The organism is Kushneria aurantia DSM 21353, assembly GCF_000382245.1.
Taxonomy (GTDB): domain Bacteria; phylum Pseudomonadota; class Gammaproteobacteria; order Pseudomonadales; family Halomonadaceae; genus Kushneria; species Kushneria aurantia.
Genome location: NZ_KB907871.1, coordinates 1 through 23,850, shown reverse-complemented (window position 1 = coordinate 23,850; position 23,850 = coordinate 1). Strand labels below are relative to the sequence as shown.

Annotated in this window: 26 protein-coding genes, 1 tRNA gene and 1 pseudogene; 16 read left to right on the top strand and 12 right to left on the bottom strand. The window is 63.3% G+C overall.

The annotated features are described in order from the left end of the window. Window positions 1-201 precede the first annotated feature (201 nt). Both serS and cobA read left to right on the top strand, forming a co-directional pair. Window positions 202-1,503 carry a serine--tRNA ligase gene (gene serS / locus H146_RS0108790; RefSeq protein ID WP_019951508.1) on the top strand — a complete coding sequence of 434 codons (1,302 nt, stop codon included), beginning with the start codon at window positions 202-204 and terminating at the stop codon, window positions 1,501-1,503. A gap of 63 nt (window positions 1,504-1,566) precedes the next feature. Continuing rightward, a complete protein-coding gene (cobA, locus tag H146_RS0108785) occupies window positions 1,567-2,748 on the top strand; it encodes a uroporphyrinogen-III C-methyltransferase (RefSeq protein WP_019951507.1) in 1,182 nt (393 codons plus the stop codon). 9 nt (window positions 2,749-2,757) lie between these two features. On the opposite strand, the gene H146_RS0108780 is transcribed toward cobA, so the two are convergent. From H146_RS0108780 to H146_RS21330, 4 genes are read right to left on the bottom strand one after another with little or no spacing between them, the layout of a single operon-like run. Further along, complete coding sequence (locus tag H146_RS0108780) at window positions 2,758-3,006, bottom strand: hypothetical protein (protein ID WP_019951506.1); 249 nt, start codon at window positions 3,004-3,006, stop codon at window positions 2,758-2,760. Further along, window positions 3,003-3,215 carry a hypothetical protein gene (locus H146_RS0108775; RefSeq protein ID WP_156826752.1) on the bottom strand — a complete coding sequence of 71 codons (213 nt, stop codon included), beginning with the start codon at window positions 3,213-3,215 and terminating at the stop codon, window positions 3,003-3,005. Before H146_RS0108775 ends, H146_RS0108780 begins: the two co-directional genes overlap by 4 nt. A 40-nt stretch (window positions 3,216-3,255) precedes the next feature. Further along, window positions 3,256-3,609 carry a hypothetical protein gene (locus H146_RS0108770; RefSeq protein ID WP_019951504.1) on the bottom strand — a complete coding sequence of 118 codons (354 nt, stop codon included), beginning with the start codon at window positions 3,607-3,609 and terminating at the stop codon, window positions 3,256-3,258. Between the two features lie 12 nt (window positions 3,610-3,621). Further along, a complete protein-coding gene (locus H146_RS21330) occupies window positions 3,622-3,852 on the bottom strand; it encodes a hypothetical protein (RefSeq protein WP_156826751.1) in 231 nt (76 codons plus the stop codon). 422 nt (window positions 3,853-4,274) lie between these two features. Here H146_RS21330 and H146_RS0108760 point away from each other — a divergent pair. The 8 genes from H146_RS0108760 (at window position 4,275) to H146_RS0108725 (ending at window position 10,277) form a co-directional block, all read left to right on the top strand. Further along, a tRNA-Leu gene (locus H146_RS0108760) sits at window positions 4,275-4,359 on the top strand. 372 nt (window positions 4,360-4,731) lie between these two features. Then, window positions 4,732-5,283 carry a hypothetical protein gene (locus H146_RS0108755; protein ID WP_019951502.1) on the top strand — a complete coding sequence of 184 codons (552 nt, stop codon included), beginning with the start codon at window positions 4,732-4,734 and terminating at the stop codon, window positions 5,281-5,283. A 6-nt stretch (window positions 5,284-5,289) separates the two neighbouring features. After that, the gene (locus H146_RS18925; RefSeq protein ID WP_019951501.1) at window positions 5,290-5,730 is read left to right on the top strand and encodes a type II toxin-antitoxin system YafO family toxin; all 441 of its coding nucleotides are present in this window, start codon (window positions 5,290-5,292) and stop codon (window positions 5,728-5,730) included. A gap of 103 nt (window positions 5,731-5,833) precedes the next feature. Next, window positions 5,834-6,595 (top strand): ComFC family protein, encoded by a 762-nt coding sequence (locus H146_RS0108745; protein WP_019951500.1) that lies wholly within the window; start codon window positions 5,834-5,836, stop codon window positions 6,593-6,595. 34 nt (window positions 6,596-6,629) lie between these two features. Beyond that, window positions 6,630-7,604 (top strand): serine/threonine protein kinase, encoded by a 975-nt coding sequence (locus H146_RS0108740; RefSeq protein ID WP_019951499.1) that lies wholly within the window; start codon window positions 6,630-6,632, stop codon window positions 7,602-7,604. A gap of 80 nt (window positions 7,605-7,684) precedes the next feature. Continuing rightward, on the top strand, window positions 7,685-8,239 hold the full coding sequence (gene folE, locus H146_RS0108735) for a GTP cyclohydrolase I FolE (protein WP_019951498.1): 555 nt from the start codon (window positions 7,685-7,687) through the stop codon (window positions 8,237-8,239). A gap of 80 nt (window positions 8,240-8,319) precedes the next feature. Further along, window positions 8,320-9,774, top strand: coding sequence for an NAD-dependent succinate-semialdehyde dehydrogenase (locus tag H146_RS0108730; RefSeq protein WP_019951497.1), 1,455 nt, complete (start codon window positions 8,320-8,322; stop codon window positions 9,772-9,774). Between the two features lie 221 nt (window positions 9,775-9,995). Further along, window positions 9,996-10,277 carry a hypothetical protein gene (locus H146_RS0108725; protein WP_019951496.1) on the top strand — a complete coding sequence of 94 codons (282 nt, stop codon included), beginning with the start codon at window positions 9,996-9,998 and terminating at the stop codon, window positions 10,275-10,277. A gap of 133 nt (window positions 10,278-10,410) precedes the next feature. Here the strand turns inward: H146_RS0108725 and purH are convergent, their stop codons facing one another. From purH to accB, 6 genes are all read right to left on the bottom strand, one after another. Continuing rightward, window positions 10,411-12,027, bottom strand: coding sequence for a bifunctional phosphoribosylaminoimidazolecarboxamide formyltransferase/IMP cyclohydrolase (gene purH / locus H146_RS0108720; RefSeq protein WP_019951495.1), 1,617 nt, complete (start codon window positions 12,025-12,027; stop codon window positions 10,411-10,413). A gap of 72 nt (window positions 12,028-12,099) precedes the next feature. Continuing rightward, window positions 12,100-12,354, bottom strand: coding sequence for a DNA-binding transcriptional regulator Fis (gene fis, locus H146_RS0108715; protein ID WP_019951494.1), 255 nt, complete (start codon window positions 12,352-12,354; stop codon window positions 12,100-12,102). 59 nt (window positions 12,355-12,413) lie between these two features. Next, on the bottom strand, window positions 12,414-13,427 hold the full coding sequence (gene dusB, locus H146_RS18920) for a tRNA dihydrouridine synthase DusB (protein WP_019951493.1): 1,014 nt from the start codon (window positions 13,425-13,427) through the stop codon (window positions 12,414-12,416). A gap of 83 nt (window positions 13,428-13,510) precedes the next feature. Beyond that, window positions 13,511-14,422 (bottom strand): 50S ribosomal protein L11 methyltransferase, encoded by a 912-nt coding sequence (gene prmA, locus H146_RS0108705; RefSeq protein ID WP_019951492.1) that lies wholly within the window; start codon window positions 14,420-14,422, stop codon window positions 13,511-13,513. A gap of 81 nt (window positions 14,423-14,503) precedes the next feature. Further along, window positions 14,504-15,847 (bottom strand): acetyl-CoA carboxylase biotin carboxylase subunit, encoded by a 1,344-nt coding sequence (gene accC / locus H146_RS0108700; protein ID WP_019951491.1) that lies wholly within the window; start codon window positions 15,845-15,847, stop codon window positions 14,504-14,506. A 14-nt stretch (window positions 15,848-15,861) separates the two neighbouring features. Then, entirely contained in the window at window positions 15,862-16,338 is a 477-nt protein-coding gene (gene accB, locus H146_RS0108695; RefSeq protein WP_019951490.1) for an acetyl-CoA carboxylase biotin carboxyl carrier protein, read from the bottom strand. On the opposite strand from accB, the gene H146_RS21325 reads away from it, so the two are divergent. Next, window positions 16,337-16,720 (top strand): hypothetical protein, encoded by a 384-nt coding sequence (locus H146_RS21325; protein ID WP_156826750.1) that lies wholly within the window; start codon window positions 16,337-16,339, stop codon window positions 16,718-16,720. The genes accB and H146_RS21325 overlap by 2 nt on opposite strands. Here the strand turns inward: H146_RS21325 and ppa are convergent. Beyond that, the gene (ppa, locus tag H146_RS0108690) at window positions 16,701-17,237 is read right to left on the bottom strand and encodes an inorganic diphosphatase (protein ID WP_019951489.1); all 537 of its coding nucleotides are present in this window, start codon (window positions 17,235-17,237) and stop codon (window positions 16,701-16,703) included. The two genes, H146_RS21325 and ppa, sit on opposite strands and share 20 nt — an antisense overlap. Window positions 17,238-17,365: 128 nt before the next feature. Between ppa and H146_RS0108685 the strand changes: the two genes are divergently transcribed. Continuing rightward, window positions 17,366-19,147, top strand: coding sequence for a bifunctional protein-serine/threonine kinase/phosphatase (locus H146_RS0108685; RefSeq protein ID WP_019951488.1), 1,782 nt, complete (start codon window positions 17,366-17,368; stop codon window positions 19,145-19,147). Between the two features lie 136 nt (window positions 19,148-19,283). On the opposite strand, the gene H146_RS22125 is transcribed toward H146_RS0108685, so the two are convergent. Then, window positions 19,284-19,667 (bottom strand): hypothetical protein, encoded by a 384-nt coding sequence (locus tag H146_RS22125; RefSeq protein WP_019951487.1) that lies wholly within the window; start codon window positions 19,665-19,667, stop codon window positions 19,284-19,286. On the opposite strand from H146_RS22125, the pseudogene H146_RS22305 reads away from it, so the two are divergent. The 4 genes and pseudogenes from H146_RS22305 to H146_RS0108670 form a co-directional block, all read left to right on the top strand. After that, window positions 19,572-19,781 (top strand): annotated as a pseudogene (locus H146_RS22305) (phage late control D family protein); the annotation flags it as partial. The gene H146_RS22125 and the pseudogene H146_RS22305 sit on opposite strands and share 96 nt — an antisense overlap. Window positions 19,782-19,818: 37 nt before the next feature. Further along, a complete protein-coding gene (locus H146_RS22300) occupies window positions 19,819-22,014 on the top strand; it encodes a type VI secretion system Vgr family protein (protein ID WP_019951486.1) in 2,196 nt (731 codons plus the stop codon). A 7-nt stretch (window positions 22,015-22,021) separates the two neighbouring features. Beyond that, window positions 22,022-22,834, top strand: a complete 813-nt coding sequence (locus H146_RS0108675; protein ID WP_019951485.1) for a DUF4123 domain-containing protein — start codon at window positions 22,022-22,024, stop codon at window positions 22,832-22,834. Between the two features lie 52 nt (window positions 22,835-22,886). Continuing rightward, window positions 22,887-23,681, top strand: coding sequence for a DUF3304 domain-containing protein (locus H146_RS0108670; RefSeq protein WP_019951484.1), 795 nt, complete (start codon window positions 22,887-22,889; stop codon window positions 23,679-23,681). Window positions 23,682-23,850: the final 169 nt, after the last annotated feature.

Here is a 23,850-nt window from a genome sequence, read left to right as displayed (position 1 = left end):
GTCGCCATCGCCGGGGTTGAGCGCATAATGGTGCGCCGCTCGAGGCGTTGTGGTGCAACGCGTGGAAGTAAAGCGTGTTGACGTAAAGTGATGCGATAGTCTCGCGCGGCGTATTTTTTTACAATCGACGAACGCTTTACCGATTCCGCCGCGCGCTCACGCGCCGAGCGGGTTTTCTGGTCACGAACCGACAGGATAGTCATGCTCGATCCCAGACTGCTGCGCAACGAACTCGACAGCGTTGCCGCTCGACTCGCCCGCCGGGGCTATGCCCTTGATGTCGACCGGGTGCGCTCGTTGGAGTCGCGTCGCCGCGAACTTCAGACCCGTACCGAGGAACTGCGCGGTGAGCGTAACACACGCTCGAAGGAGATCGGGCAGGCGAAGTCGCGGGGTGAGGACATCGAGCCGCTGCTGGCGCAGATGGGCGATCTGGGCGAGCGGCTCGATCGCGCCAACGACGAGCTGGCCGAACTGCAGGCGAGCTTCGAGCAGCTGTTGAGCGGCATTCCCAATCTGCCCGACGACAGCGTGCCGGACGGCAACGACGAAGAGGATAACGTCGAACTGCACCGCTGGGGCACGCCGCGCGAATTCGACTTCACGGTGCGCGACCACACCGATCTCGGCGGTCTTCACGGCTATCTCGATTTCGAGCTGGCAACGAAGATTACCGGCTCGCGCTTTGCCGTCATGCGCGGCCCGATTGCGCGACTGCACCGGGCGCTGGCGCAGTTCATGCTCGACCATCAGACGCTGGAGCACGGCTACGAAGAGATGCTGGTGCCGGCCATCGTCAATCGCGACTCGCTGCTGGGAACCGGCCAACTGCCCAAGTTCGGCGACGACCTGTTCCGGCTGGAGGGCGAGCAGGCGTACTACCTGATTCCCACCTCGGAGGTGCCGCTAACCAATGTGGTGCGCGACGAGATTCTCGATGCCGACAGCCTGCCCATGAAGATGACCGCTCACACCTCCTGCTTTCGCAGCGAGGCGGGTTCCCACGGCCGCGACACCCGCGGCATGATCCGCCAGCACCAGTTCGAGAAGGTGGAGATGGTGCAGATTACCCATCCCGACCACTCCTGGCAGGCGCTGGAGGAGATGCGTGGCCACGCCGAGGCGATTCTGCAGGCGCTGGCGCTGCCCTATCGGGTGGTGACGCTGTGCACCGGTGATATGGGCTTTGCCGCGGCCAAAACCTACGACATCGAGGTGTGGCTGCCGAGCCAGAACACCTGGCGCGAGATCTCCTCGGTCTCCAACACCACCGACTTCCAGGCGCGGCGCATGCACGCCCGCTACCGCGAGGCAGGACAGAAAAAGCCGGCGCTGGTGCACACCCTCAACGGCTCCGGGCTGGCGGTGGGGCGCTGCATGCTGGCGCTGATGGAAAACCACCAGCGCGAGGATGGCTCGATCGCGGTCCCCGAGGCGCTGCGCCCCTGGCTGGGCGGGCAGGAGGTAATCAACCTGCCGCAGCAAGGGCCGGCGTCGAGGTAGCGACGACGTTCGATAACAACACGAGCGATAATGAAGCGCTGAATAAATCGACGAGAGTGACCCATGGAGCTGCTTTCACTTCAGTTTGATCCGCGCCACCTCGAGGCTCATCTGATCGGCGCCGGCCGCGACGCCCTGGAGCTGGCCCGTCAGTTCGAGGGGCTCGATCTCGCCCTGACCCTGCACGGCGACGCGATGCCGGCGTTGGCGGCACTGGCCGAGGCGCAGGGCTGGCGGCGGACTGATGAATCGCCCGGTAGCGGTCAGCTGTGGCTGGTGGCCACCGGCTGTCGCGAGCGAGACGAGCAGTGGGTCGAGCGCGCCATTGAGCTGGGTATTGCGGTATTCGCGCCGCGGTTGCCGCAGCGCTCCAGCGTACGTCTACCGCCGCGTACCCGCACGCTGGCGCCCACCGAGTCGGCAGGGCTGCGACGCGGCCACGTGGCACTGGTGGGGGCCGGGCCCGGCGATCCCGGCCTGCTGACCCTGCGCGCGCTGGAGCGGCTGCGGGATGCGGAGGTGATCGTTCATGACCGACTGGTCAGCCCGGAAATTCTGGCGCTGGCCAACCCCGAGGCGCGGCGGCTCTATGTCGGCAAGGCGCGCTCGCAGCACAGCGTTCCCCAGGAGGGCATCAACGAGGCGCTGATCAACTGGGTGCGCGGCGGTTATCGGGTGGTGCGACTCAAGGGCGGTGATCCCTTCATTTTCGGCCGCGGCGGCGAGGAGCTGCAGGCGCTGGCCGAGCAGGGGCTCTCCTTCGAGGTGGTGCCCGGGATTACTGCCGCTACCGGCGTTTCTGCCTATACGGGCATCGCCCTGACGCATCGTGACTACGCTCAGTCAGTGCGCTTTGTCACCGGTCATCTGCGCAACGGCAGCTGTGATCTGGACTGGCACACTCTGGCATCAGCGGGGCAGACGCTGGTGTTCTACATGGGACTGGGAACGCTTGCGACTATCTGCACACGGCTGATCGAACACGGCCTCGCCGCCGAAACGCCGATCGCGCTGGTGGAGCAGGGCACCACGGCCCGCCAGCGTGTGCATGTCGGTACGCTCTCCGACCTGCCGGAGCGCCGTGGCGAGCTTCAGGCGATGCCGCCGACGCTGATTATTGTCGGTGAGGTCGTACGCCTGCATGAGCAGCTTGGGTGGTTTGCCGCGGATATGGCGCGCAGCCTGGGCTGGCAGAGCGGTAACGGCAAACATCCCACACCGCTGTCGCGCGCCGACAGCCAGTAGCCGCGCGGCTTACCAGGGGAGTGCCAGCGCGGGCAGCGATGGCATCGAAAAGGGCAGGGGAACGTTTTGGGCGCCGGCGATGACCAGGCTCAGCACAATCGGGCTGAACAGTATCAGCACCGTCAGCAATAGCCAGTTCAGGCGCTCCTGCCACAGCACGGCGCGGTAGCGTAGATTGCTCGGCAGCGGGTTGGGCAGCGAGCGATAGCCGGGCGGGTGGTCCTGTTCGCTGTCGGGCTCGGATTTTGCAGCGCTCATGACACCATCTGCGCCTCGATCAGAGAGTCGATCAGTACCTCTGCGCCGAGATGAGGGCGGGTCACCCGCAGGAGAATAAAGGCCGTGCGGTGGGCTGACTCGAAGGTATCCCAGGCCTCACCGGGACACTCCAGATAGGCGTCGAGCCAGCGTGCGGCCCACTCCTGACAGGGGGTAAGATGCTCGGGGTAGCAGGCGCCGTCGCTCATATCGACCTCACAGTCCGATGCCGGGAATACGCTCAGTCTATCAGCGCAGGCGGTCATTGCCACTGCTTGTGCTGTCGGGAATCTGACGCCCGCTGTCCGGAGGCTGCTGACGGTAGTCGCGCTGCTGCTGCCTGAGCTGGCGCTGTGATTGGCGCAGCTGTTGCTGAAGCTGTGCGCTGCTACTGTCGGCTGCGCTGCCGGCGTTTTGGGCGCGGCGGCGCAGCTCCGCCTGCTGCCGTTCGATGTCGGCCTGACGGCGCTGAATCTCGCTATGCTGCTGCGACTGTTCGAAACGCTGCTGCGCTGCGCTGTCGGTCTGCGAAGCCGCCGTGGTCAGCGCCGGCAGCATCAGCACCGAGAGCAGGATGGCGATACGGGGAATGAATTTTGTCATGGGAGCCTCCCTTCAGCCTGCTCGGCGCAGCGGAGAGTAGCGATGGTGGAGCAGTTCTTCGGCCATGAGCAACTCCCGGGCGGCCAGACGGAATTCACCCATGGTACAGAGATAGTGGCCGTTGCCGCAGTAGAGTTGATGATGATCGGGCAGCCGTGCCGGCCATTCGAGCGCTACGCCGCAATCGGGGCAGCAGGGTGCCTGCGGCAGTTGGGCATGGAGGGAGGTGACCGATCTTTTCATGATAAATCCCTTTGTCTCTGCGATAAGAGAAGCGTGCGATGGCGTTCCGTGCCAGCGGCGTACAGCATAGTCCAACATAATATGGATGGATAAACAGTTTTACGGTATAGGGCATTGGACCAGGATTGGCCTGCCCGGCTTCAGCCACGGCCAGGCCGTGACGGTGTTGCCGAGAATACGCAGGCCGGGTGAATAAAAAATCGTCGGGAATGATTTTTAACGCCGAAGGCGGTCCAGAGGATGTCTGCCAGGGATGGCGGACATAAAAAATGGCCCCTTGTGGAACCCCGCTGCGATAAAGCGGTCACACTATAGGCAAGACATCCTACCGGGTAACATTGCCCCTCTTTCGAGGGGCTTTTCTTGTATTCGAAACGCGCCATTTGACTGCCCCTGTGCAGCGGTTAGAATACGCCGCACTCGCGGGAGTGGTGGAATTGGTAGACACGCTGGATTTAGGTTCCAGTGCCGCAAGGCGTGAGAGTTCGAGTCTCTCCTTCCGCACCATCTTGATCTACAAGGCTTTTCGACCCTCGATGCTCTCCTCGAGCTGGGCTGCTTGATTGCCGGTGTGACCTGATTGTGACGAGCCATTCAATTCGGTTAACCGCTTCGCGGACCCGGTGCGGTGAAAGGTGTGCGTATCGCTGTGTCATCACGATGATGCTGTGGCCCGGCAGTTCCATGACGATCTTGAGTGTATGCTGTCCGTCATCAGGCAGGAGGTCAATGGTGTCGCGTAAATCATGAATCCCGAGATCCCCGAGGTGTGTGCCGACAGCCTGTGATGTTTTAGCGTTCGGGATGGCCGCCCGGGTTAAAGACCGTAGCGAGACGGCCGATGTCTTTCAAGGGACATCCCGGCGGGGAGGAAGCGTTATGACCAGTAAAGGAACCATCTCCTGGGGCATGGCTGGCGCTGCCCTGGGGGCCCTCGGGCTCTGCCTTGGTAGCCTTGAGCCGGCTCAGGCCACAGCGGGCAATATCTCTGACGTCGCCAAAGTCCAGAAGACCGGCACGCACGAGATCGCCGATGTGCGTAGTTCGGTTGCGGCCTCCATCCAGCGTGCGCGCAACATATCTCGAATCCTGCATCAGGCCATGGTCGATATAGCCGGCAAGCCCGAAGAATACGTGGTAGAGGCTTCAGACTTCACGGCTGTAAAAGAGCAGCTGATCGAAATGGAAGACATCATCGATGGGCTGACTCGTGGTGCTTCAGCTGAAGTTGTCGCCTGTCTGGGCTATGACACTCTGCGCCGCGTTACGGCTGAGGCCCGCTCTAACGCGGCGGGCGCTGAAATGCTGGCCTGGCAGTCCATGAAAACGCCTGACGTTGCTGAAACGGATTCCAACGGTGAAGGTCTGAAGGCGCTCGCGGATCGTTTCGAGTCCGAGCAGAAAAGCCGGCAGCACACCTGGTCTGTCTAATTACGTATGATTGATGTGAGCTTCCATCCGGAAACCGAATATCTGTTCGACGAGGTGGAAGCTGCTCATCCCGGTCTCAAGTCAGAGCTCGTTCAAGGTTTCAGGACATGTATCGAAAGCAATTTCGATGTCAGGGCGCCACGGTTCGGTAAGTTCGACCCCTATTTGCAGCCGCCCTCGGTTCTTTCTGCCGAGCTTTGGCATGTGCATATCTGTATGCCGCCACGCCGTGATTTTGACGCTCGCCGTTTACGATGGGACGAGATGAAATGCCGGACGGATGAGCCTGAACTCGATGCGGCGTTGGTATACGTTCAGGGGTTGATGGATCGGGATGCCTATTGCCTGATAGCCTTCCTTTATCCTAAAGCACACCATAAGTCCAATCAGGATGCCTTTATGAAATGGCTGGCCAGATTGGGAAAGCAGTTCCGTAGAGGTCATTGAATCCCCGCCATAGCGATGACCCAGGCGAAGTGCTGATCGTTGGCGGGCTGGGTCAGCCTTATGAAGGCGGGAGAAACGGCAATTCCCGTTGCGAGCTTGATGAATGAGCGGTAGCTTCAAGGCACTGGCAGCCTTGGCCGCCCGTCTCGAGGCGCTGGCCGGCTGGCTGATGCCGGGGCACTGCCTTTTCTGCCTCGCGGCTATCGAGGGTCGGGCGCTGTGCTGCGATCGCTGCCGCTTTGATCTGCCGCTCAACCACCACCCCTGCCGGCGCTGTGCCGAACCGTTGCCGGAGAGTGCTGACGGCAGGTTGGAGTGCGGCCGTTGCGTCATCACGCCGCCGCAATTCGATGAGGCCTTCGTGCCCTTTCTGTACGGTGGCGGCATCGCCGAGCTGGTGCAGCGCTTCAAGTACGGTGCTGACCGCCGGGCCGCGGAAGTGCTGTACGGGCTGGTCTGCGAGCGGCTGCTGGAGGAGATGGCACGCCGCCGCAGTGCCGGTGCGTTGCCACCCGAGGCGCTGGTGGTGGCCAGCCTGCATGAGGAGCGTGCCCGCCAACGCGGCTTTGATCAGAGCCTGTGGCTGGGGCGGCGGCTATCGGCGGCGCTGGGCTGCCGGCTGGTACCTGCCCATCGCCTGCGCGTTGGCGATGTGCAGCATCGGCTGTCGCGCGCCGAGCGCTTTCGCAATCTGCGTCACGCCTATCGCGTCGATGTGGCGCTGCCGCAGCGGGTGCTGCTTTTCGACGATGTCATGACCACCGGGGCGACGCTGGAGGCACTGGCCAACGCCTGTCGCCGCGCCGGTGCATGGCACTGCACGGCGCTGGCGGCGGCGCGCACTCCCGCCGATCGCATGATCTGATAGCATTGGCCTCCCTGAAGTTTCGGAGTCCGCCATGGTCCACCCCTTTGAACAACTCGACCCCGCCCGTGTCGTGGCCGCCATCGAAGCCCGGGGGTTTCTGACCGAGGGTGAGCCCTTCGCGCTCAACAGCTATGAAAACCGCGTCTTCATGTGGCATGACGTGGAAGGTCGGCGCTTCGTCACCAAGTTTTACCGCCCCGACCGGCTCAGCGATGCGGCGATTCTCGAAGAGCACGCTTTCCTCGAGGAACTGGTGCAGGCGGGCTGCCGGGTCAATCGCTTGTGGCGCAGCGACGCCGGCGAGAGCCTTCACTACCACGACGGTTTTCGACTGGCGATCTTTTACTTCATGCCGGGTCAGGCGCCCGAGCTGGAGCGCCCCGACCATCTTTTCGCGCTGGGCAGTACTCTCGGTGAAATTCACGCCGTGGCGCGGCGCCGGTCTTTTCAGCATCGCTCGGCGCTGCATCCGCACCGTATCGCCAGGGCAAGCTTCGACCACGTTGCCGACAGCCACTGGTTGACCGCCAGACAGCATCGCGCGCATCAGCGTATCGGCCATCAACTGCTCGAACTACTGCCCGATCGCGCCTGGCCTGACGAGGCCTTCCAGCGTGTTCATGGCGACTGTCACCCGGGCAATATTCTGGGTCGCGATGATGACTTCGGTCTGGTGGATTTCGATGACTGCGTCATGGCGCCGGCGGTGCAGGATCTATGGATGCTGCTGAGTGCCGAGGATGAGCCCGGCTGGCAGATGCAGCTTTCCGAGCTGCTGGAGGGCTACGAGCAGCACTGCGCGTTCGATCGCCGTCAGCTGGGCTGGATCGAACAGCTGCGCACCCTGCGGCTGGTACGCTATAGTGCCTGGCTGGTCGAGCGCTGGAGCGATCCGGCGTTTCCCCGCGCCTTTCCATGGCTGGCCAGCGAGCACTTCTGGGACCAGCATCTGCGCATGCTGGAGCAGCAGCGCCAGCTGCTCGCCGAACCCCGTTGGCTGGCGTAGCCGGGTGGGCTCCTGCCATTTCAACTCTCCCATACAGCGCCGCTGCGCCGCGATCGGGCGCCCGCGATACGGACGATGCAATGACTGAGGACATGGAACACCACTACCGCGACATTATCTCGGCGCTGGGCGAGGACCCGAACCGCGAGGGGCTGCGGGATACGCCACAGCGCGCCGCTAAAGCGATGAGTTTTCTCACCGGCGGCTATCATCAGCACCTTGATGACATCATCAACGGCGCGGTGTTCTCCTCGGATACCGACGAGATGGTGATCGTTCAGGATATCGAGCTTTATTCGCTGTGCGAGCACCATATGCTGCCCTTTATCGGCAAGTGCCATATCGGTTACCTGCCGCGTGGCAAGGTGCTGGGACTCTCCAAGCTCGCCCGCATCGTCGATATGTATGCGCGACGCCTGCAGATTCAGGAGGAGTTGACTCGTCAGATCGCTACTGCCATTTCGCAGGCCACCGACGCCCGTGGCGTGGGCGTGATCATCGAGGCGCGTCATATGTGCATGATGATGCGCGGCGTACAGAAGCAGAATTCCAGCATGAAGACCTCCGTCATGCTGGGCGACTTTCGTGATAACCTGCCTACAAGACAGGAATTTCTCAATCTCGTCTACAGTTGAGCGCGAGCCTGGGTGGGAGACTTTAGCGCGTCGCCGCAACGGCTCTTGTCTTGGCTGACAGACAACCAGGGAGCAGGAAAATGGATGGCTTGAACGATCAGAATCTATTTCGGCCCTATGCCTACATCGACGGCAGCTGGGTGGCTGCCGACAGCGGCGAGCAGATCGAGGTCGACAACCCTGCCAACGGCGAGGTGATCGCTCGCGTGCCGCTGCTGGGGGGCGCCGAGACCGAGCGTGCGATCGAGGCGGCCAATGCCGCCTTTCCCGAGTGGCGGGCCAAAACCGCCATCGAGCGCGCCGATATTCTCTACCGCTGGTACGAGCTGATGCTCGAGCACAAGCGGGACCTGGGTCGCATCATGACGCTTGAACAGGGCAAGCCGGTGGCCGAGGCGGAGGGCGAGATCGTCTATGCCGCCAGTTTCATGCGCTGGTTCGCCGAGGAAGCACGGCGCATTTATGGCGACACCATTCCGGGCGCGAAGTCCAATCAGCGCATCATGGTGCTCAAGCAGCCGGTTGGCGTGGTGGGTGCCATCACACCGTGGAATTTTCCCTCCTCGATGATTACCCGCAAGGCCGCCGCGGCGCTGGCGGCGGGCTGTACCATCGTGGTCAAACCGGCGGAGCAGACGCCGCTGTCGGCCACTGCCCTGGCGGCCCTGGCCGAGCGTGCCGGCGTACCGCGCGGTGTATTCAATGTGCTGCCGGGGAACGCCAAAGAGATCGGGCAGACCCTGACGCAGTCGACCCTGGTGCGCAAGATTACCTTTACCGGCTCCACGGCGGTGGGGCGCCAGCTGATGTCGCAGGCTGCCGAGAACATCCAGAAGGTATCGCTGGAGCTGGGCGGCAACGCGCCCTTCATCGTTTTCGACGACGCCGACCTTGACGCCGCCGTGCAGGGCGCGATGGGCGCCAAGTTCCGCAACGCCGGCCAGACCTGTATCTGCACCAACCGCTTTCTGGTGCAGTCGGGTGTGATCAACGCCTTCTGCGAGAAGCTGGCAGCGGCCATGAACGGCGATCTGGTGGTGGGCGACGGTTTCGAGGAGGGGGTCAACATCGGCCCGCTGATCAACGAGGACGCCATCGACAAGGTGCACGACCATGTGCAGGACGCCATCGACAAGGGCGCCGAGCTGATGATCGGTGGCCATCGCCACACCCTCGGCGGCCGTTTCTACCAGCCGACACTGATCAACGGCGCCGACGCCTCGATGAAGGTGGCCAGCGAAGAGACCTTCGGTCCGCTGGCGGCGGTTTTCCCCTTCGAAAGCGAAGAGGAAGCGCTCGAAATGGCCAACGATACCCAATACGGCCTGGCGGCCTACTTCTATACCCGCGATATCAGCCGTATCTGGCGCGTCGGCGAGGGTCTCGAATACGGCATCGTGGGTATCAACGAAGGGCTGGTGTCCAACGCCGCGGCGCCGTTCGGCGGCATGAAGGCCTCCGGGCTGGGGCGCGAAGGGTCAAAATACGGTCTTGAAGAGTACATGGAGACCAAGTATCTCTGTATGACCCTGTGAAGCCTGCACTCGTGAAAGCCTGTAGAAGGAAGGCCCCGCATCAAGCGGGGCCTTCTGCATGTTCGGCAATGGATATTGTAGCGACGGGCGGGGAGTGTAGTCGGTACCTCGGGACATCGAATTAACCGGGGTTGCAAAAGAACGCCTTCGTGAATATATTGAAGGCAGTTATCTTTGTGCCCGGCGCACCATGCCGCCGACGCTACATGGGAGGCCGAAACATGCAGTCTCGAACGTCTCTGGCACCGCTTCTGCTGGTTATGACGATGGCGGTGGTCTATTCGATCAGCCGCGATCCGGCGCTCTCCGCGATCGCCACACTGGTGCTGGCCCCCTTGCTGGTCGTCGCCGCCAGGGCGCTGACGGCTCTGGCCTGTCGCAGCACACGCAGCAGCGCGCAGCGCACCACGCCAGGCGGTCGTCACGACCCGGAAAGCGCGCCCCATTTCATTCCCTGCGCTTTCTGCCGCGAGCCTAGACGATGCCAGCCGCGCCGCGATTGACGACTTTTTTACCGCAGCAGGGCGCATTGCAAAAGGGCCGCCATCCCAACGAATGGCGGCCCTTTTTGTGGTGCGCCAGGCAGGCGGGCACCTTCGGGCCGCCTGCGGCGTCAAAAATCACTACAGCGCGCTGTCAGTGCCGGAAGTGGCGCATGCCGGTGAAGACCATGGCGATATCGGCCTCGTCGGCGGCGGCGATGACCTCCTCGTCGCGCATCGAACCGCCCGGCTGAATGACGGCACGGATACCGGCGGCAGCGGCGTTGTCGATGCCGTCGCGGAAGGGGAAGAAGGCGTCCGAGGCCATCACGCTGCCGCTGACCTCAAGGCCCGCCTGTTCCGCCTTGATGGCGGCGATGCGCGCCGAGTTGACCCGGCTCATCTGGCCGGCACCGACACCCACGGTCTGGCCGTCGCGGGCATAGACGATAGCGTTGGACTTGACGAACCTGGCCACTTTCCACGCAAACAGCAGATCGGCAAGCTCCTGCTCGGAGGGCGCGCGGCGGGTCATCACCCGGAGATCGTCGGCGCCGACCATACCGTCGTCGCGGGACTGCACCAGCAGCCCGCCGGAGACGCGCTTGAGGTCAAAGCCGCCATCGCGCTCTCCGCTGCCCTCGCCGCAGGCGAGCAGGCGCACGTTTTTCTTTGCCGACACCGCTTCACGAGCCTCTGCGCTGATACGCGGGGAGATAATCACTTCGACGAACTGACGCGCGACGATTGCGCGTGCGGTGTCACCATCCAGCTCGCGGTTGAAGGCGATGATGCCGCCGAAGGCTGATTCACTGTCGGTGGCGAAGGCGAGTTCATAGGCGCTTTTGAGCGTGCCGTCACGGCTGATGCCGACACCGCAGGGGTTGGCGTGCTTGACGATCACGCAGGCGGTATCGTCGAAGGCGCGCACGCAGGCCAGGGCGGCATCGGTATCGGCGAGGTTGTTGTAGGAGAGCGCCTTGCCCTGCAGCTGTTCGGCAGCGGCGAGGCTGCCCGCCGCCGGGTCGCGCTCGGTATAGAAGGCCGCCTGCTGGTGGGGGTTCTCACCGTAGCGCAGCTGTGAGCGCTTGTGGTACTGGGTCGACCAGGTACGCGGCAGCGGCGCGCGGCCGTCGTCGCCGCGCTTTTCCACCAGCCGGCCCAGCCAGGTGGCAATAGCACTGTCGTAGCCGGCGGTGTGCTCGAATGCTTTGACCGCCAGGTCGAAGCGCAGCTCGGGGTCGACGATGCCCTTGCTCTCCTCCAGCGAAGCGAGCACCCGGTCGTAGTCATCGGGATTGACCACGACCGTGGTGTAAGCGTTGTTCTTGGCGCAGGCGCGCACCATGGTGGGGCCGCCGATATCGATATTTTCGATCGCCTCATTCAGGCTGCAGTCGGGATCGGCTACCGTCTCCTCGAAAGGGTAGAGGTTGACCACGACCAGATCGATAGGGGCGATGTCGTGCTCGGCCATGACCTCATCATCCTGGCCGCGACGCCCCAGGATGCCGCCGTGAATACGCGGATGAAGGGTCTTGACGCGGCCGTCCATGATCTCGGGAAAACCGGTGTGCCGGGACACCTCGGTAACCGCGATGCCGGCATCGGCCAGCAGCCGATGAGTACCACCGGTAGACAGCAGTTCGATGCCACGCGCCTCCAGCGCGCGGGCGAAATCCACCACGCCGCGCTTGTCGGAAACACTGATAAGGGCGCGGGCCAGCGGCCGGGAAGCGGTAGTGGGGCGCGAAGAGCCTGGTGATGACATCAAAAGTCCTGACGGGTCAGTGGTAGAAAGGCGCCGCGCCGAACGAAGCGCCTCACGTATTGAATGAAGGGGCTATTCGCGCCCTTCATCGATCAGATCGTACTGCTTGAGCTTCTTGCGCAGGGTGCCGCGATTGAGGCCCAGCATCTGCGAGGCGCGGGTCTGGTTGCCGCCGGTGTAATCCATCACCGAGCGCAGCAGCGGCGCCTCTACCTCGGCCAGTACCATGGCGTAGAGGTCGGTGACATTCTCGCCATCGAGATGGGAGAAATAGAGCGACATGGCCTGGTCGACCGCCTGGCGCAGGGTGCGTGACTGATCGGGCATTGGGTGCGCCCGGAAAGCGGTCTCTTCGCCAGTGGCGGAATCCGGCAGTGGAGGATGACTCATGCGGCACGCGTTCCATCAGGGTCGGCAAGGGGTAAGGCATCGGCCAGCAGCATGGCGAGTTGCCGTCGCTGCTCGGCCGGCTTTTCGATACGGTTGAACACCCGGCGCCCCTGCTCGCCGCCACGGACGCCGGCCAGGTACCAGCCGATGTGTTTGCGCGCGACGCGCACGCCCATGTAATCGCCGTAAAGCGCATGGAGGGCGTCAAGATGCTGCATCATTACGGCGGCGCGCTCGTCGGCGCCGGGCGGTGCCAGTCGTTCGCCGGTATTCAGAAAATGTTCGATTTCGCGAAATATCCAGGGGTTGCCCTGAGCGCCCCGGCCCACCATAACAGCGGCGGCGCCGGTATGATCGAGCACCCGGCGCGCCCGCTCGGGGCTTTCGATATCGCCATTGGCGAACACCGGAATGTCGAGCGCGCTGCAGATATCGGCAATGGTGTCGTACTCCGCTTCACCGCTGTAGCGCTGCTCACGAGTGCGGCCGTGAACTGCCAGCGCCGCGATACCGGCGGACTCGGCCATACGGGCGATGGTCAGGGCGTTGCGGCTCGACGCGCACCAGCCGGTACGAATCTTGAGCGTGACCGGAACATCGACGGCGGCGACGACCGCCTCGAGGATGTCGCCGACCAGCTTTTCGTCGCGCATCAGCGCCGATCCGGCCGCCTTGTTGCACACTTTTTTGGCCGGACAGCCCATGTTGATATCGATAATCTCGGCACCGTTATCGGCATTGACCCGAGCGGCATCGGCCAGCATGGCCGCGTCGCCACCGGCAATCTGCACCGAACGAGGGCCCGGTTCGCCGCGGTGGTCGAGGCGCAGGCGCGACTTGGGGGTGTGCCACAAGCGCCTGTCGGCCGTCACCATCTCGGAGACGACCAGACCCGCGCCCAGACGCCGGCAGAGCTGGCGAAAGGGGCGATCCGTGATGCCTGCCATGGGCGCCAGAATCACGCGCCCGGCAAGTCGGTGAGGGCCAATACGGGGCAGTGCAGTGACCATCGAGGAGTGTCCGCGCAAAAGGGAAACCATGATAGCGACTGCGCCGCCGATCTTGAAGGGCCGGTTGACCCCGACAGCAGGTTTCAGGCCGGTCGAGTGCCGGTAATACAGACCCAGCCCTCGCGTTCGCGCGGTTCGTCGATATGAAGGCCACAGTGGCGGTAGGCGTCGATGACCTCTTCGGCCTGCTGTGCCAGTACGCCCGAAAGGGCGATGCGACCGCCGGGCGCCACACGCGCGGCAATCATTGATGACAGCTCGATCAGCGGCGCGGCGAGGATATTGGCCAGCACGATATCGAAGCGCCCGCTGGGTGCCGGTTCGGCGGGTGCCAGCAGCAGACGGTGTTCCTCGATGGCATTGCGCTCGGCGTTGTCGCGGCTGGCCTGCAGCGCCTGGGGGTCGATATCGGTACCCAGCGCGTAGCCGGCGCCCAGCGCCAGCGCGGCGATGGCCAGAATGCCGGAGCCACAGCCCACATCGAGCACCGTGGTGTCGCGCAGATGACCGGCCAGCGCCTGCTCATCGAGCCACCCCAGGCAAAGCGCTGTGGTGGGGTGGGTGCCGGTGCCGAAGGCGAGCCCCGGATCGAGCAGCAGATTGACCGCATCGGGCTGCGGCGCTTCATGCCAGCTGGGCACGATCCACAGCCGCTCGCCCATTTGCAGCGGCTCGAAGCCATCCATCCATTCGCGGCTCCAGTCGCGATCCTGGAGCACCTCCCAGTCGATCTGCGGGCAGGGCTCGTCGATGGCGTGACTGGCCCACTGGGCACGCACGCGATCGATCATCGCCTCGACGCCCTCGAGATCGTCGTAGAGTCCGGTCAGCACGGTTTGCTGCCACAGCGGCGTGGTGCCGCGTTCGGGCTCGAAGACCGGATCGTCAACGGCGTCCTCGAGGGTGATCGCCTGAGCGCCCTCGTCGGTCAGCAGGGTTTCGAGCAGGTCGGCGTGTTGTGGCGCGATATGTGCCCTGAGTTGCAGCCAGGCCATGGCGGTTCCAGAGAGTCGAAAGGGGAGAAGAAACGGGGAGCGACGGCGGTCGCTCCCGATGGAGCCTTCATGCCAACGGCGTCAGGAGAGCCCCAGCTTGTGTTCCAGATAGTGGATGTTGACCCCACCATCGCGGAATTTGGGGTCACGCACCAAATCCTTCTGCAGATCGGTATTGGTCTTGATGCCCTCCACCAGCAGTTCGTCGAGGGCGTTCTGCATACGAGTAAGGGCGTTTTCGCGGTTTTCGCCCCAGGTGATCAGCTTGCCGATCAGCGAGTCATAGTGGGGCGGCACCGTATAGCCGGTATAGAGATGGGAGTCCATACGAACGCCCAGCCCGCCCGGCGAGTGGTAGAAGCTGATTCTGCCGGGCGAGGGCACAAAGGTGCGCGAGTCCTCGGCATTGATGCGGCACTCGAAAGCGTGGCCGCTGCACACCACGTCTTCCTGACTGACCGAGAGCGGCAGACCGGAGGCGATACGCAGCTGCTCCTTGACGATATCGATGCCGGTGACCATCTCGGTGACCGGGTGTTCGACCTGCACGCGAGTGTTCATCTCGATAAAGAAAAACTCGCCGTTTTCATACAGGAACTCGAAGGTGCCGGCGCCGCGATAGCCGATCTCGATGCAGGCATCGACACAGGCCTTGAGCACTCTGGTGCGGGCATTTTCGTCGATATGCGGCGCGGGGGCTTCTTCCAGTACCTTCTGATGGCGGCGCTGCAGCGAGCAGTCGCGATCGAAAAGGTGAATGGCGCCGCCCTGGCCGTCGGCCAGCACCTGCACCTCGACGTGGCGCGGCCGCTCGAGGTACTTCTCCATGTAGACCACGTCGCTGCCAAAGGCGGCGTTGGCCTCGGAGCGGGTCACGGCCACCGACGACACCAGCTGTGCCTCGTCACGCACCACGCGCATGCCACGACCGCCGCCGCCGGCGGCGGCCTTGATCATGACCGGGAAACCGATGCGCCGACCGATGGCGATGATCTCTTCGTCGTCTTCCGGCAGGGGACCGTTGGAGCCGGGCACGGTGGGCACCCCGGCGGCCTTCATCGCCTCGATGGCGGAGACCTTGTCGCCCATCAGGCGGATGACATCGGCGGTGGGTCCGACGAACACGAAGCCGGAGCGCTCGACCTGCTCGGCAAAACTGGCGTTTTCGGAGAGAAAGCCATAGCCGGGATGGATGGCGGAGGCGTCGGTCACCTCGGCGGCTGAAATCAGCGCCGGAATATTGAGATAGGAGGCGGTCGAGGAGGCCGGCCCGATACAGACCGCCTCGTCAGCGAGGCGAACGTGAATCAGGTCGCGGTCGGCCTTGGAGTGCACCGCCACGGTGCGTATGCCCAGCTCCTTGCAGGCGCGCAGGATACGCAGAGCAATTTCGCCACGGTTGGCGATCAGAACCTTTTCCAGCATGCGTCAACCCTGTATCAGGCAATGATGATCATCGGCTGGTCGAACTCAACCGGCTCGCCATCCTCGACCAGGATGGCATCGATGACGCCGTCCTTGTCGGCCTCGATCTGGTTCATCATCTTCATCGCCTCGACGATGCAGATGGTGTCCCCCTTTTTCACGCTCTGGCCGACTTCAACGAAGGATTTGGCGCCCGGCGCCGGTGCGCGATAGAAGGTGCCGACCATGGGCGATACCACCTGATGCCCGGCGGGCGTGGCCGGCGTTTCGGCGGTGTCGCTTTCGGGCTGAGCCGGCGCCGGCGCGGTGGGTGCCGCCGCAGGGGCGCCATGGGCGTAATAGCCCATCGGCGGCTGGGGCATCATTTGCCCCTGCTGGCCGGGCAGATTACGGCTGATGCGAACGGACTCCTCGCCTTCCTGAATCTCGATTTCGCTGATATTGGACTCTTCAAGCAGCTCGATGAGTTTCTTGACCTTGCGAATGTCCATGTCGATACCCGTGTGTTTGAAACTATCCGGCTTCGAGCTGTCGAAGCCTGTTGGCAAAGAAGCGATGGGCGCTGTAGCAGGCTTTAGAGAAGCTGTTAACCTGCTCGACAAGCGCCAGGATAGCGGCATGATCTCAGACGATCAGTGCGCAAAAAACGTGTGCCGCGAGTTTGCCGAAAAAAGCAAATGCTGTCCAGAAAACGCTGTTCACGAATGCGCAGGCGACCTCTGGTCGTTCAAAAGGGCGCCGAGGCATGTCGCATACAGTCGCATACAGCGGGTGCAGCCGCAGGCGGCAGTCGAGAAAGGTGGGGGAGTGACGGCGCCGCCCGGCGGTCGGTCCGGCGGGCGGCGAGCAGGGCTTATTGATCGTCCTTCTTGAAGGCGTCGATGGCCTTTTCGATCGTTTTGCACGCTTCGTCGCTGTTCCCCCAATCGTCGATCTTGACCCATTTGCCTTTTTCGAGATCCTTGTAGTTCTCGAAAAAGTGGGCGATCTGCTGGCGCAGCAGCTCGGGCAGATCGGTGATCTCCTCGACGTGATCGTAGGCCGGAGTGAGTTTCCTGTGCGGCACGCAGATCACCTTGGCATCCTCGCCGGCCTCGTCGGTCATGTGCAGAATGCCGACCGGGCGAGCGCGAACCACGCTGCCGGCCTGTACCGGATAGGGGGTCACGACCAGCGCATCGAGGGGGTCGCCGTCATCGGCCAGGGTATGAGGAATGAAGCCGTAGTTGGCCGGGTAGAACATCGGCGTGGGCATGAAGCGATCGACCAGCAGGGCGTCGAGATCCTTGTCGATTTCATACTTGATTGGCGTATGGTTGGCAGGGATTTCTATCGCCACGAACAGATCGTGGGGAACATCCTTGCCGGCGGGGATCCTGTCGAAACTCATCGATCGAGTCCTTTCATTTGCGGGTTGGTGATTCGAGAGTGAAAATCGGTAAAAAATTATACGAATCCAGCGCTACGATTACCAACTCGGCGCGGGGATAATGCCATCCACACGGTGCAGCAGTGCCGTTGAACGGTAAACAGGGTATCAGCAACGTGGACAGCGCGCTTTCGCTAAGTTTTGGCCATGCCTTCGTGGTCTCCGACCAGCGCCGCCATCGTTCTTCGATGTCGGTACAGATTCCCGATGAGCCACAGCAGCTGGCGTTGCGCGGTGCCTGCGCCGTTATCGCTGACTCCACCTGGCGCAATGCGATTGCCAGGCAGGCGAGCGACATTTCGGTACGCGGTTTTCTGGCCGACTTCTATTCGACACCCGAACACTGGGATCTCAAGACGTCCGCTACCCGCGTACTGCGCGCGCTGAACGGCTGGTGCTACAGCCAGAGCCGCTATGTCGTGGGCGGCAGCTACATCAGTTCGCTGTCGGCCATGGTGTTTCGCGGTCGCGACAGTGCGCTGTTTCACATGGGCGATACGCTGGTCTTTCGCCTGCGTGGCGCCGAGTTCGAGCAGCTCACCCGCGATCACGTAACCGATCTCGGCGGCTACCGCTACCCCTCGCGGGCGCTGGGTATGGACAACAACATCGATATCGACTTCGTGACCCTGCCGCTCAAGCAGGGTGACATCTTTCTGTTCACCACCCAGGCGGTGCGCGGCACGCTGATGCCGAGCGACTTTGTGCAGAGCATTCGCCAGTATGGCGATGATCTCGATGCCGCCTGCGAGCGCCTGGCGTCGATGGCCAGTGAGCGTGCCGGCGAGCGTGGTTACGGCGCCGAAGCCTTCTGTTTTCAACTGGTGCGGGTGGAAAGTCTGCCCGCCGAGTCGCTGGGGCCGCCTTCTGAAGTATCGGATCAGTTGCCGATTCCCGCCGAACTGAGCGTCGGCGATCGGCTCGACGGTTTCGTGGTCGAGTCGCTGATCGCTCGAAGCGCCCGCGCCTGTCTCTACGGTGTGCGCGACGACGTTTCGTCTCAGCGGCTGGTAATGAAGGTGCCGGGACCGGCAATGTCACTGCGCAACCCCTGTCTTGAGCACTTTCTGCTGCAACAGTGGGTCGGCGAGCGCATCCGCTCGCCCTATGTGGTGAAGGTAGTACCACCGCCGCGCCCGCGGCGCTATCTCTATTACCTGATGCAGCCGATCGAAGGCGAGCCGCTGGAGCGCTGGCTGGAGAAGCACCCCGGGGCAGGCTTTGAGCAGCGCCTTGATATGGCGCGTCAGCTGGCACGCGCGGTACATGCCCACCACCGTCGCGACGTACTGCACCAGGCCATTCGCCCCGACAACATCATGATCGATCGCCACGAGCAGCTGGTGTTGATCGATTTCGGCGCCTGTGCAAGGCGCCTCGATGACGACAACGACGCGGCGCTGGCGCTGGCTCGCGAGGCCGGGCTGACACCCTTCAGCGCCCCCGAATACGCCCTGGGACTGGGTGTCAGCCGGCGCAGCGATCAGTTCTCGCTGGCCGCCGTCATCTACTGGCTGTTGACCGAGCGCATGCCCTTCGAGACTTCACCGGACAGCCTGCGCGACGAGCCTTCGCTGGCACGGCTGGTCTATCGCAGTGCGCGTGAGGTCAACCCGCGTATGCCGCGCGCCCTCGACAACGCCCTGGAGCGCGCTCTGGCGCCGCAGCGCGCGCTGCGCTTTCGGCGACTCTCCGAGTTTATCTATGCCCTGCGCTACTCCCAGACCGAGCAGGGCGAGAGCGCACCGGAGTTTTCGGTGGCCGAGCAGAGCGACCGCGAGGCGCAGCGGCGCCACCGCGCCCTGCGTCTCTGGCAGGGGGTAGCGGCGGCGCTGCTGGCGGTGCTGGTGGTGGTGTTGGCTTTGGGTTAGGGAAGCCGGGCGACGTACTTTACCAGACGCCTGAAGGCAAGCACGCCTTCATCTACCAACATCGTCAGATGTTCAGCAGCCAGCGCATGCACCACACCGACACAAAAATTAACTTTACGAAAAAACATCAGGTCGATTAAAAATAAAAATCGCACATGGCGACAACGACCGGATCGGCTTTCGCATCTGCCATGTTGCCGCAACAGCGACAGGGTAAAACGTCGATAGACAGGCCGATATAAAAGAGAGAGCCCGACTCATGGCCGACGCCACGGCACTTCATGCGCTTTTCGACACCTTCGGCATCGCGCTCTCCCAGTAGCAGCGGCTGGTGACCCTCGACATCGCCGGGGCGGACCTGATCCCCCACCGGCTGGTCGGCGAGGAGCGCGTCAGCGCCCCCTTCGCCTACACCCTCGACTGCATCGCACAGCGCGCCGATATCGAGCTCAAGACCCTGATGGCGCAGCCGGCAGGGCTTGCGATCCTGCAGGCCGACGGTAGCTACCGGCCGCTCCACGGGCTGGTCAGCGAGGCCGCCCTGCTCGGCGAGGACGGCGGCGTTGCCTACTACCAGCTTACCCTCGTGCCCTGGCTCGACATGCTGAAGCTGGGCCGCGACAGCCGTATCTTCCAGGACCGTTCGGTGCCCGACATCCTCGCCGAGGTCTTTGCCGCCTTCGCCCCCGCCGCCGGCCCCCGCCGCCGGCCGCTGGCGCCTCGACCTGCGCCGCGACTACCCGCCGCGCAGCTACTGCGTGCAGTACCGCGAGAGCGATCTCGACTTCATCAGCCGGCTGTGCGAGGAAGAGGGCCTCTGGTACTACGTCACCCACGAGGACGACAACCACTGCGTGGTGTTCACCGACGACGTCGACACCTGCCCGCCGGTCAGTCCGCAGGCGATCCGCTTTCACCGCCAGGACGCTACCGAGACCGAGGACGCCCTCACCCAGTGGGGCGGCGTGCGCACCCGGCAGCCCACCCGGGTCAGCGTGGCCACCTTCGACTACAAGCAGCCCGGGCTCGAAAAACGCACCGCCCTCGATACCCTCATTGATCAGGGCAACCTGCCCGAACGCGAACTCTACGACTACGCCGGCGAGTACTACTACCCCGACCACCGGCGCGGCGAACGCCTCACCGAAAACCGCCTCGAAGCCCACGAGTCGCTGGTCAAGCGCTTTCGTGGCGCCGGCGGCGCGCGCCAGCTGCAGGCCGGCCACTGGTTCGAACTGACCCAGCACCCGCTGCACGACAGCGGCGGCCCGGCGGAGCGCGAGTTCCTGCTGCTCAGGGTCACCGTGCACGCCGAGAACGCCCTGCCGATATCGGCCCACCTGAAGACCCTGCCCGGCAGCCTGCAGCCCCAGCTCGACGCCGCCAGAAAGGCGCACGGACTGGAGGACGAGGACGATAGTGACCGTCTCTCCGACCATCTCAAGGACTACGCCACCGGCGGCACCGGCCACTTTCTGGTCGACCTCGAGGCCCAGCGCCGCCGCCAGGTCTACCGCCACCCGCTGACCCACCACCGGCCGGTGATCGGCGGGCCGCAGACCGCCATCGTGGTCGGCCCCCGGGGCGAGGAGATCCACACCGACCACCTCGACCGGGTGCGGGTCCAGTTCCCCTGGGACCGCCAGGGGCAGAATGATGAGAACTCGGGCGTCTGGCTGCGCGTCGCCCAGCCCAACGCCGGCGCCGGCTGGGGCGGGGTCTTCGTGCCGCGCATCGGCCAGGAAGTGCTGGTCGACTTCCTCGAAGGCGACGCCGACCGGCCGCTGATCACCGGGCGGGTCTACAACGGCGAACAGACCCCCGGCTGGCACAGCCACGGCCTGTTCTCCGGGTTCAAGAGCAGGACCTGGCGCGGCAGCGCCTACAACGAGCTGGTGTTCGACGACGCCACCGACCAGGAGCGGGTGCGGCTCAACTCCGAGAACGCGAAGAGCCAGCTCAACCTCGGCTACCTGATCCACCAGCAGGGCAACCACCGCGGCGCCTTTCGTGGCACCGGCTTTGAGCTGCGCAGCGACGCCTTCGGTGCCATCCGCGCCAACCGGGGGCTCTACCTCACCAGCTGGGGCCAGCCCGGCGCCAGCGGCGACCAGCTCGACCTCAGCCCCGCCTACCGACAGCTCAGCCTTGCCCACGACATGGCCGAGAAACTGAGCCGCAGCGCCGAGGCGCACAACGCCGAATCCCTGGCGGGCAACACCTCGCTGAAGAAGGCGGGCGATGACACGGATGCTCCCTATGGTGGCAGCGACGTGATCGGCGGCGACAGTGCCGCCCAGCGCGCCGTCGACAGCGGCGGCCGCGGCCAGAGCGCCGGCCTGAAGGCGCCCTGGCTGTACCTCGCCTCGCCGGCGGGCATTGCCCTGAGCACCCCGGAGTCGACCCACCTGGTGCAGGAGCACAGCCTGGGGATCGAAAGCGGCGAGGACGTCAACATTGCCACCGGTCGCAGCCTGGTGGCATCGGTCGCGGAAAAACTCTCGCTGTTCGTACAGCAGGCGGGCCTCAAACTCTTCGCCGCCCGCGGCAGGGTGGAGATGCAGGCGCAGTCGGACAACCTGGAAGCCACCGCGCGGCGCGACCTGACGGTCACCTCCAGCGAGGAGAAGATCGACCTGGCGGCGGCCGAGGAGATCCTGCTGGTCAGCGGCGGCGCCTACGTGCGCCTCAAGGACGGCAACATCGAGCTGCATGCGCCGGGGCGGGTCAATGTCAGAGGGGCGCTGAAGAGTTTCAGCGGACCCGCTCGAATGAGCGTGGCGCTACCGCAGATGCCGGACGGTATCTGCGTGGAGTGTCTTCTCAAGAACCTCTCCCGAGGTTCCCCTGTTGTGAACGTTTCCTGAGAGTGCCATGTCACTGATCGATCACTATTCACCCGGTTGGCTCAGCGAAACACGGGCAATGCTCGAGAACCTGCTTGCCCGTGAACCACGCCCCGGTCTCCATTTTTTGCTGGATGCGTCCTTCAGGCATGAAACGGTGCTACCGCTGATCAGGGCGCGATGGCCCGAAGGCCGCTGGTGTTCGCTGTATCAGGATACCGCCAATGTCAGTGAGCGTGTACTGGCAGTCTCGCCGCTACTCCTTGCCATCGATGAAGAAAGCCTGGACAGTCTGGCAGCGCTCGCTGAAGAGACCTCCGGCCGGCCCATGCTGAGCCTTGTCGTCAGCGATGAATCCATGGCGTCCCTGTATCGGCGACTGGGCGCCTTTCGTATCGTCACCGTCCGGGGCATGCGGTACGTGCTGCGTCTTGCCGATACGCGCCGTCTGCCACAGATCGTCGAGATGCTGACGGAGAGTCAGCGTTCACTGCTGATGGGTCATATGACGGCGTGGTATCACACAGGACGAGATGGCAGTTGGCATGACGTATCTATCGACGTTGACGCCGTTACCGAGCCCGATAGCCTGACTGCCATGACCGGCCTTGCGCTTGATGAACGACAGGCTCGAATCCTGATCGATATGAACCGTATTGATGCCCTGATCGATAGCCTCAGGTTGCATGAGCCGGCACTGTATAACGCTTTCACGACCCCGTCACAGCGTTACGTATGGGTCGAGGAAATGCTGTCTCATGCCACGGGGTCTGTCGAGACCTACCCGCAACAGGTCGAGTGCTGCCGTCGCGCTGCCGTTGAACAGGGGTGGCTTGTTTGACCCCCCTGAATCGACAGACAACGTTACCTGTTCACAAGCAACGAGATTGATCATGCGCCACTATCTTCAACGGGGACTTCTTCTTCTCTGGCTGCTGTCACTGACCGCCTGTGGTGACGACAGGGTCGACCTGAATGTCACGGGCGTGGACTACGCCGGTCAGGGGATTCGTTATTACTATGTGGTCGACCCCTCCGACAACAGTAATCGCGGAGGCGGAGAATCGATCGGCCCCTATAGTGCCGGTGGCATCATGTGCTGCTACTCGGTGCCTCAGAAGTGGCACGAAGGGCTGAGTGTCGATGTGGTGGTCAGCTATCCACTGGAAGGCGACACCACGGATGAGCGCTCAGCATCCCTGGCCAGGCGCGAGGCGGAGGGCAAGTTGAACGAGACGATTCACGTCGAGATTCCGGAATATGAGACGCCAGCCGAAGGCACGCTCTGGGTGCAGTTTCTGCCCGACAAACAGGCCAGAGTGGTTGTCAGTAACCTGTCTCCCGATCATGAGGACTTTCCGGGCGAGGTCAAGGGGTGGCCTGTGCCGTCAGATGAGTATCGAACTAAGCTCATCGATAGAGAGTTGCGATCGGTGAAACAACGACTTGAGAGGAATAGGAGGAATTTGAACGAGCTTGAGGAAACCCCGGAAGAGACGTTGAAGAAATTTTGGGGAAGCTTCGAGAGAACGCGAACTAGAAGTCTTGAACAGTACTCTGGCTATGAGGATCCTCGCTTTCAAAAGATGGTTAAAAGTTACCTTGAAAAATATATCAAGGATGATCAGAAAAGGATTGATGATCTTGAGGAGGCTAGCAGCCTGTCGGACTTTCCACGCCGGGCATGAGATAATACCGACATCCATCTGATCCCGGATCCGCCATGAGCCACTTCCGCCCTGTCGATCGCCACACGCCCTATCTGCTTCCGCCATCCGTTGATGAGTGGTTGCCTCAGGATCATCTGGCGCGCTTCATCGTCGAGGTCGTCGACGGCCTCGATCTGCGCGCGATGGT

What these genes read in the sequence shown, in the direction of transcription:
- H146_RS0108670 (WP_019951484.1), top strand. Translation starts at nt 22,887, where the DNA reads ATGCGCCACTATCTTCAACGGGGACTTCTTCTTCTCTGGCTGCTGTCA.
- H146_RS0108775 (WP_156826752.1), bottom strand. Translation starts at nt 3,215, where the DNA reads ATGAGCGACGGCGCCTGCTACCCCGAGCATCTTACCCCCTGTCAGGAG.
- H146_RS18925 (WP_019951501.1), top strand. Translation starts at nt 5,290, where the DNA reads ATGATTGATGTGAGCTTCCATCCGGAAACCGAATATCTGTTCGACGAG.
- serS (WP_019951508.1), top strand. Translation starts at nt 202, where the DNA reads ATGCTCGATCCCAGACTGCTGCGCAACGAACTCGACAGCGTTGCCGCT.
- H146_RS0108770 (WP_019951504.1), bottom strand. Translation starts at nt 3,609, where the DNA reads ATGACAAAATTCATTCCCCGTATCGCCATCCTGCTCTCGGTGCTGATG.
- H146_RS0108745 (WP_019951500.1), top strand. Translation starts at nt 5,834, where the DNA reads ATGAGCGGTAGCTTCAAGGCACTGGCAGCCTTGGCCGCCCGTCTCGAG.
- cobA (WP_019951507.1), top strand. Translation starts at nt 1,567, where the DNA reads ATGGAGCTGCTTTCACTTCAGTTTGATCCGCGCCACCTCGAGGCTCAT.
- purH (WP_019951495.1), bottom strand. Translation starts at nt 12,027, where the DNA reads ATGTCATCACCAGGCTCTTCGCGCCCCACTACCGCTTCCCGGCCGCTG.
- H146_RS21330 (WP_156826751.1), bottom strand. Translation starts at nt 3,852, where the DNA reads ATGAAAAGATCGGTCACCTCCCTCCATGCCCAACTGCCGCAGGCACCC.
- H146_RS0108740 (WP_019951499.1), top strand. Translation starts at nt 6,630, where the DNA reads ATGGTCCACCCCTTTGAACAACTCGACCCCGCCCGTGTCGTGGCCGCC.
- H146_RS0108755 (WP_019951502.1), top strand. Translation starts at nt 4,732, where the DNA reads ATGACCAGTAAAGGAACCATCTCCTGGGGCATGGCTGGCGCTGCCCTG.
- H146_RS0108725 (WP_019951496.1), top strand. Translation starts at nt 9,996, where the DNA reads ATGCAGTCTCGAACGTCTCTGGCACCGCTTCTGCTGGTTATGACGATG.
- H146_RS0108730 (WP_019951497.1), top strand. Translation starts at nt 8,320, where the DNA reads ATGGATGGCTTGAACGATCAGAATCTATTTCGGCCCTATGCCTACATC.
- H146_RS21325 (WP_156826750.1), top strand. Translation starts at nt 16,337, where the DNA reads ATGTCGATACCCGTGTGTTTGAAACTATCCGGCTTCGAGCTGTCGAAG.
- H146_RS0108675 (WP_019951485.1), top strand. Translation starts at nt 22,022, where the DNA reads ATGTCACTGATCGATCACTATTCACCCGGTTGGCTCAGCGAAACACGG.
- fis (WP_019951494.1), bottom strand. Translation starts at nt 12,354, where the DNA reads ATGCCCGATCAGTCACGCACCCTGCGCCAGGCGGTCGACCAGGCCATG.
- accB (WP_019951490.1), bottom strand. Translation starts at nt 16,338, where the DNA reads ATGGACATTCGCAAGGTCAAGAAACTCATCGAGCTGCTTGAAGAGTCC.
- accC (WP_019951491.1), bottom strand. Translation starts at nt 15,847, where the DNA reads ATGCTGGAAAAGGTTCTGATCGCCAACCGTGGCGAAATTGCTCTGCGT.
- folE (WP_019951498.1), top strand. Translation starts at nt 7,685, where the DNA reads ATGACTGAGGACATGGAACACCACTACCGCGACATTATCTCGGCGCTG.
- prmA (WP_019951492.1), bottom strand. Translation starts at nt 14,422, where the DNA reads ATGGCCTGGCTGCAACTCAGGGCACATATCGCGCCACAACACGCCGAC.
- H146_RS0108780 (WP_019951506.1), bottom strand. Translation starts at nt 3,006, where the DNA reads ATGAGCGCTGCAAAATCCGAGCCCGACAGCGAACAGGACCACCCGCCC.
- ppa (WP_019951489.1), bottom strand. Translation starts at nt 17,237, where the DNA reads ATGAGTTTCGACAGGATCCCCGCCGGCAAGGATGTTCCCCACGATCTG.
- dusB (WP_019951493.1), bottom strand. Translation starts at nt 13,427, where the DNA reads ATGGTCACTGCACTGCCCCGTATTGGCCCTCACCGACTTGCCGGGCGC.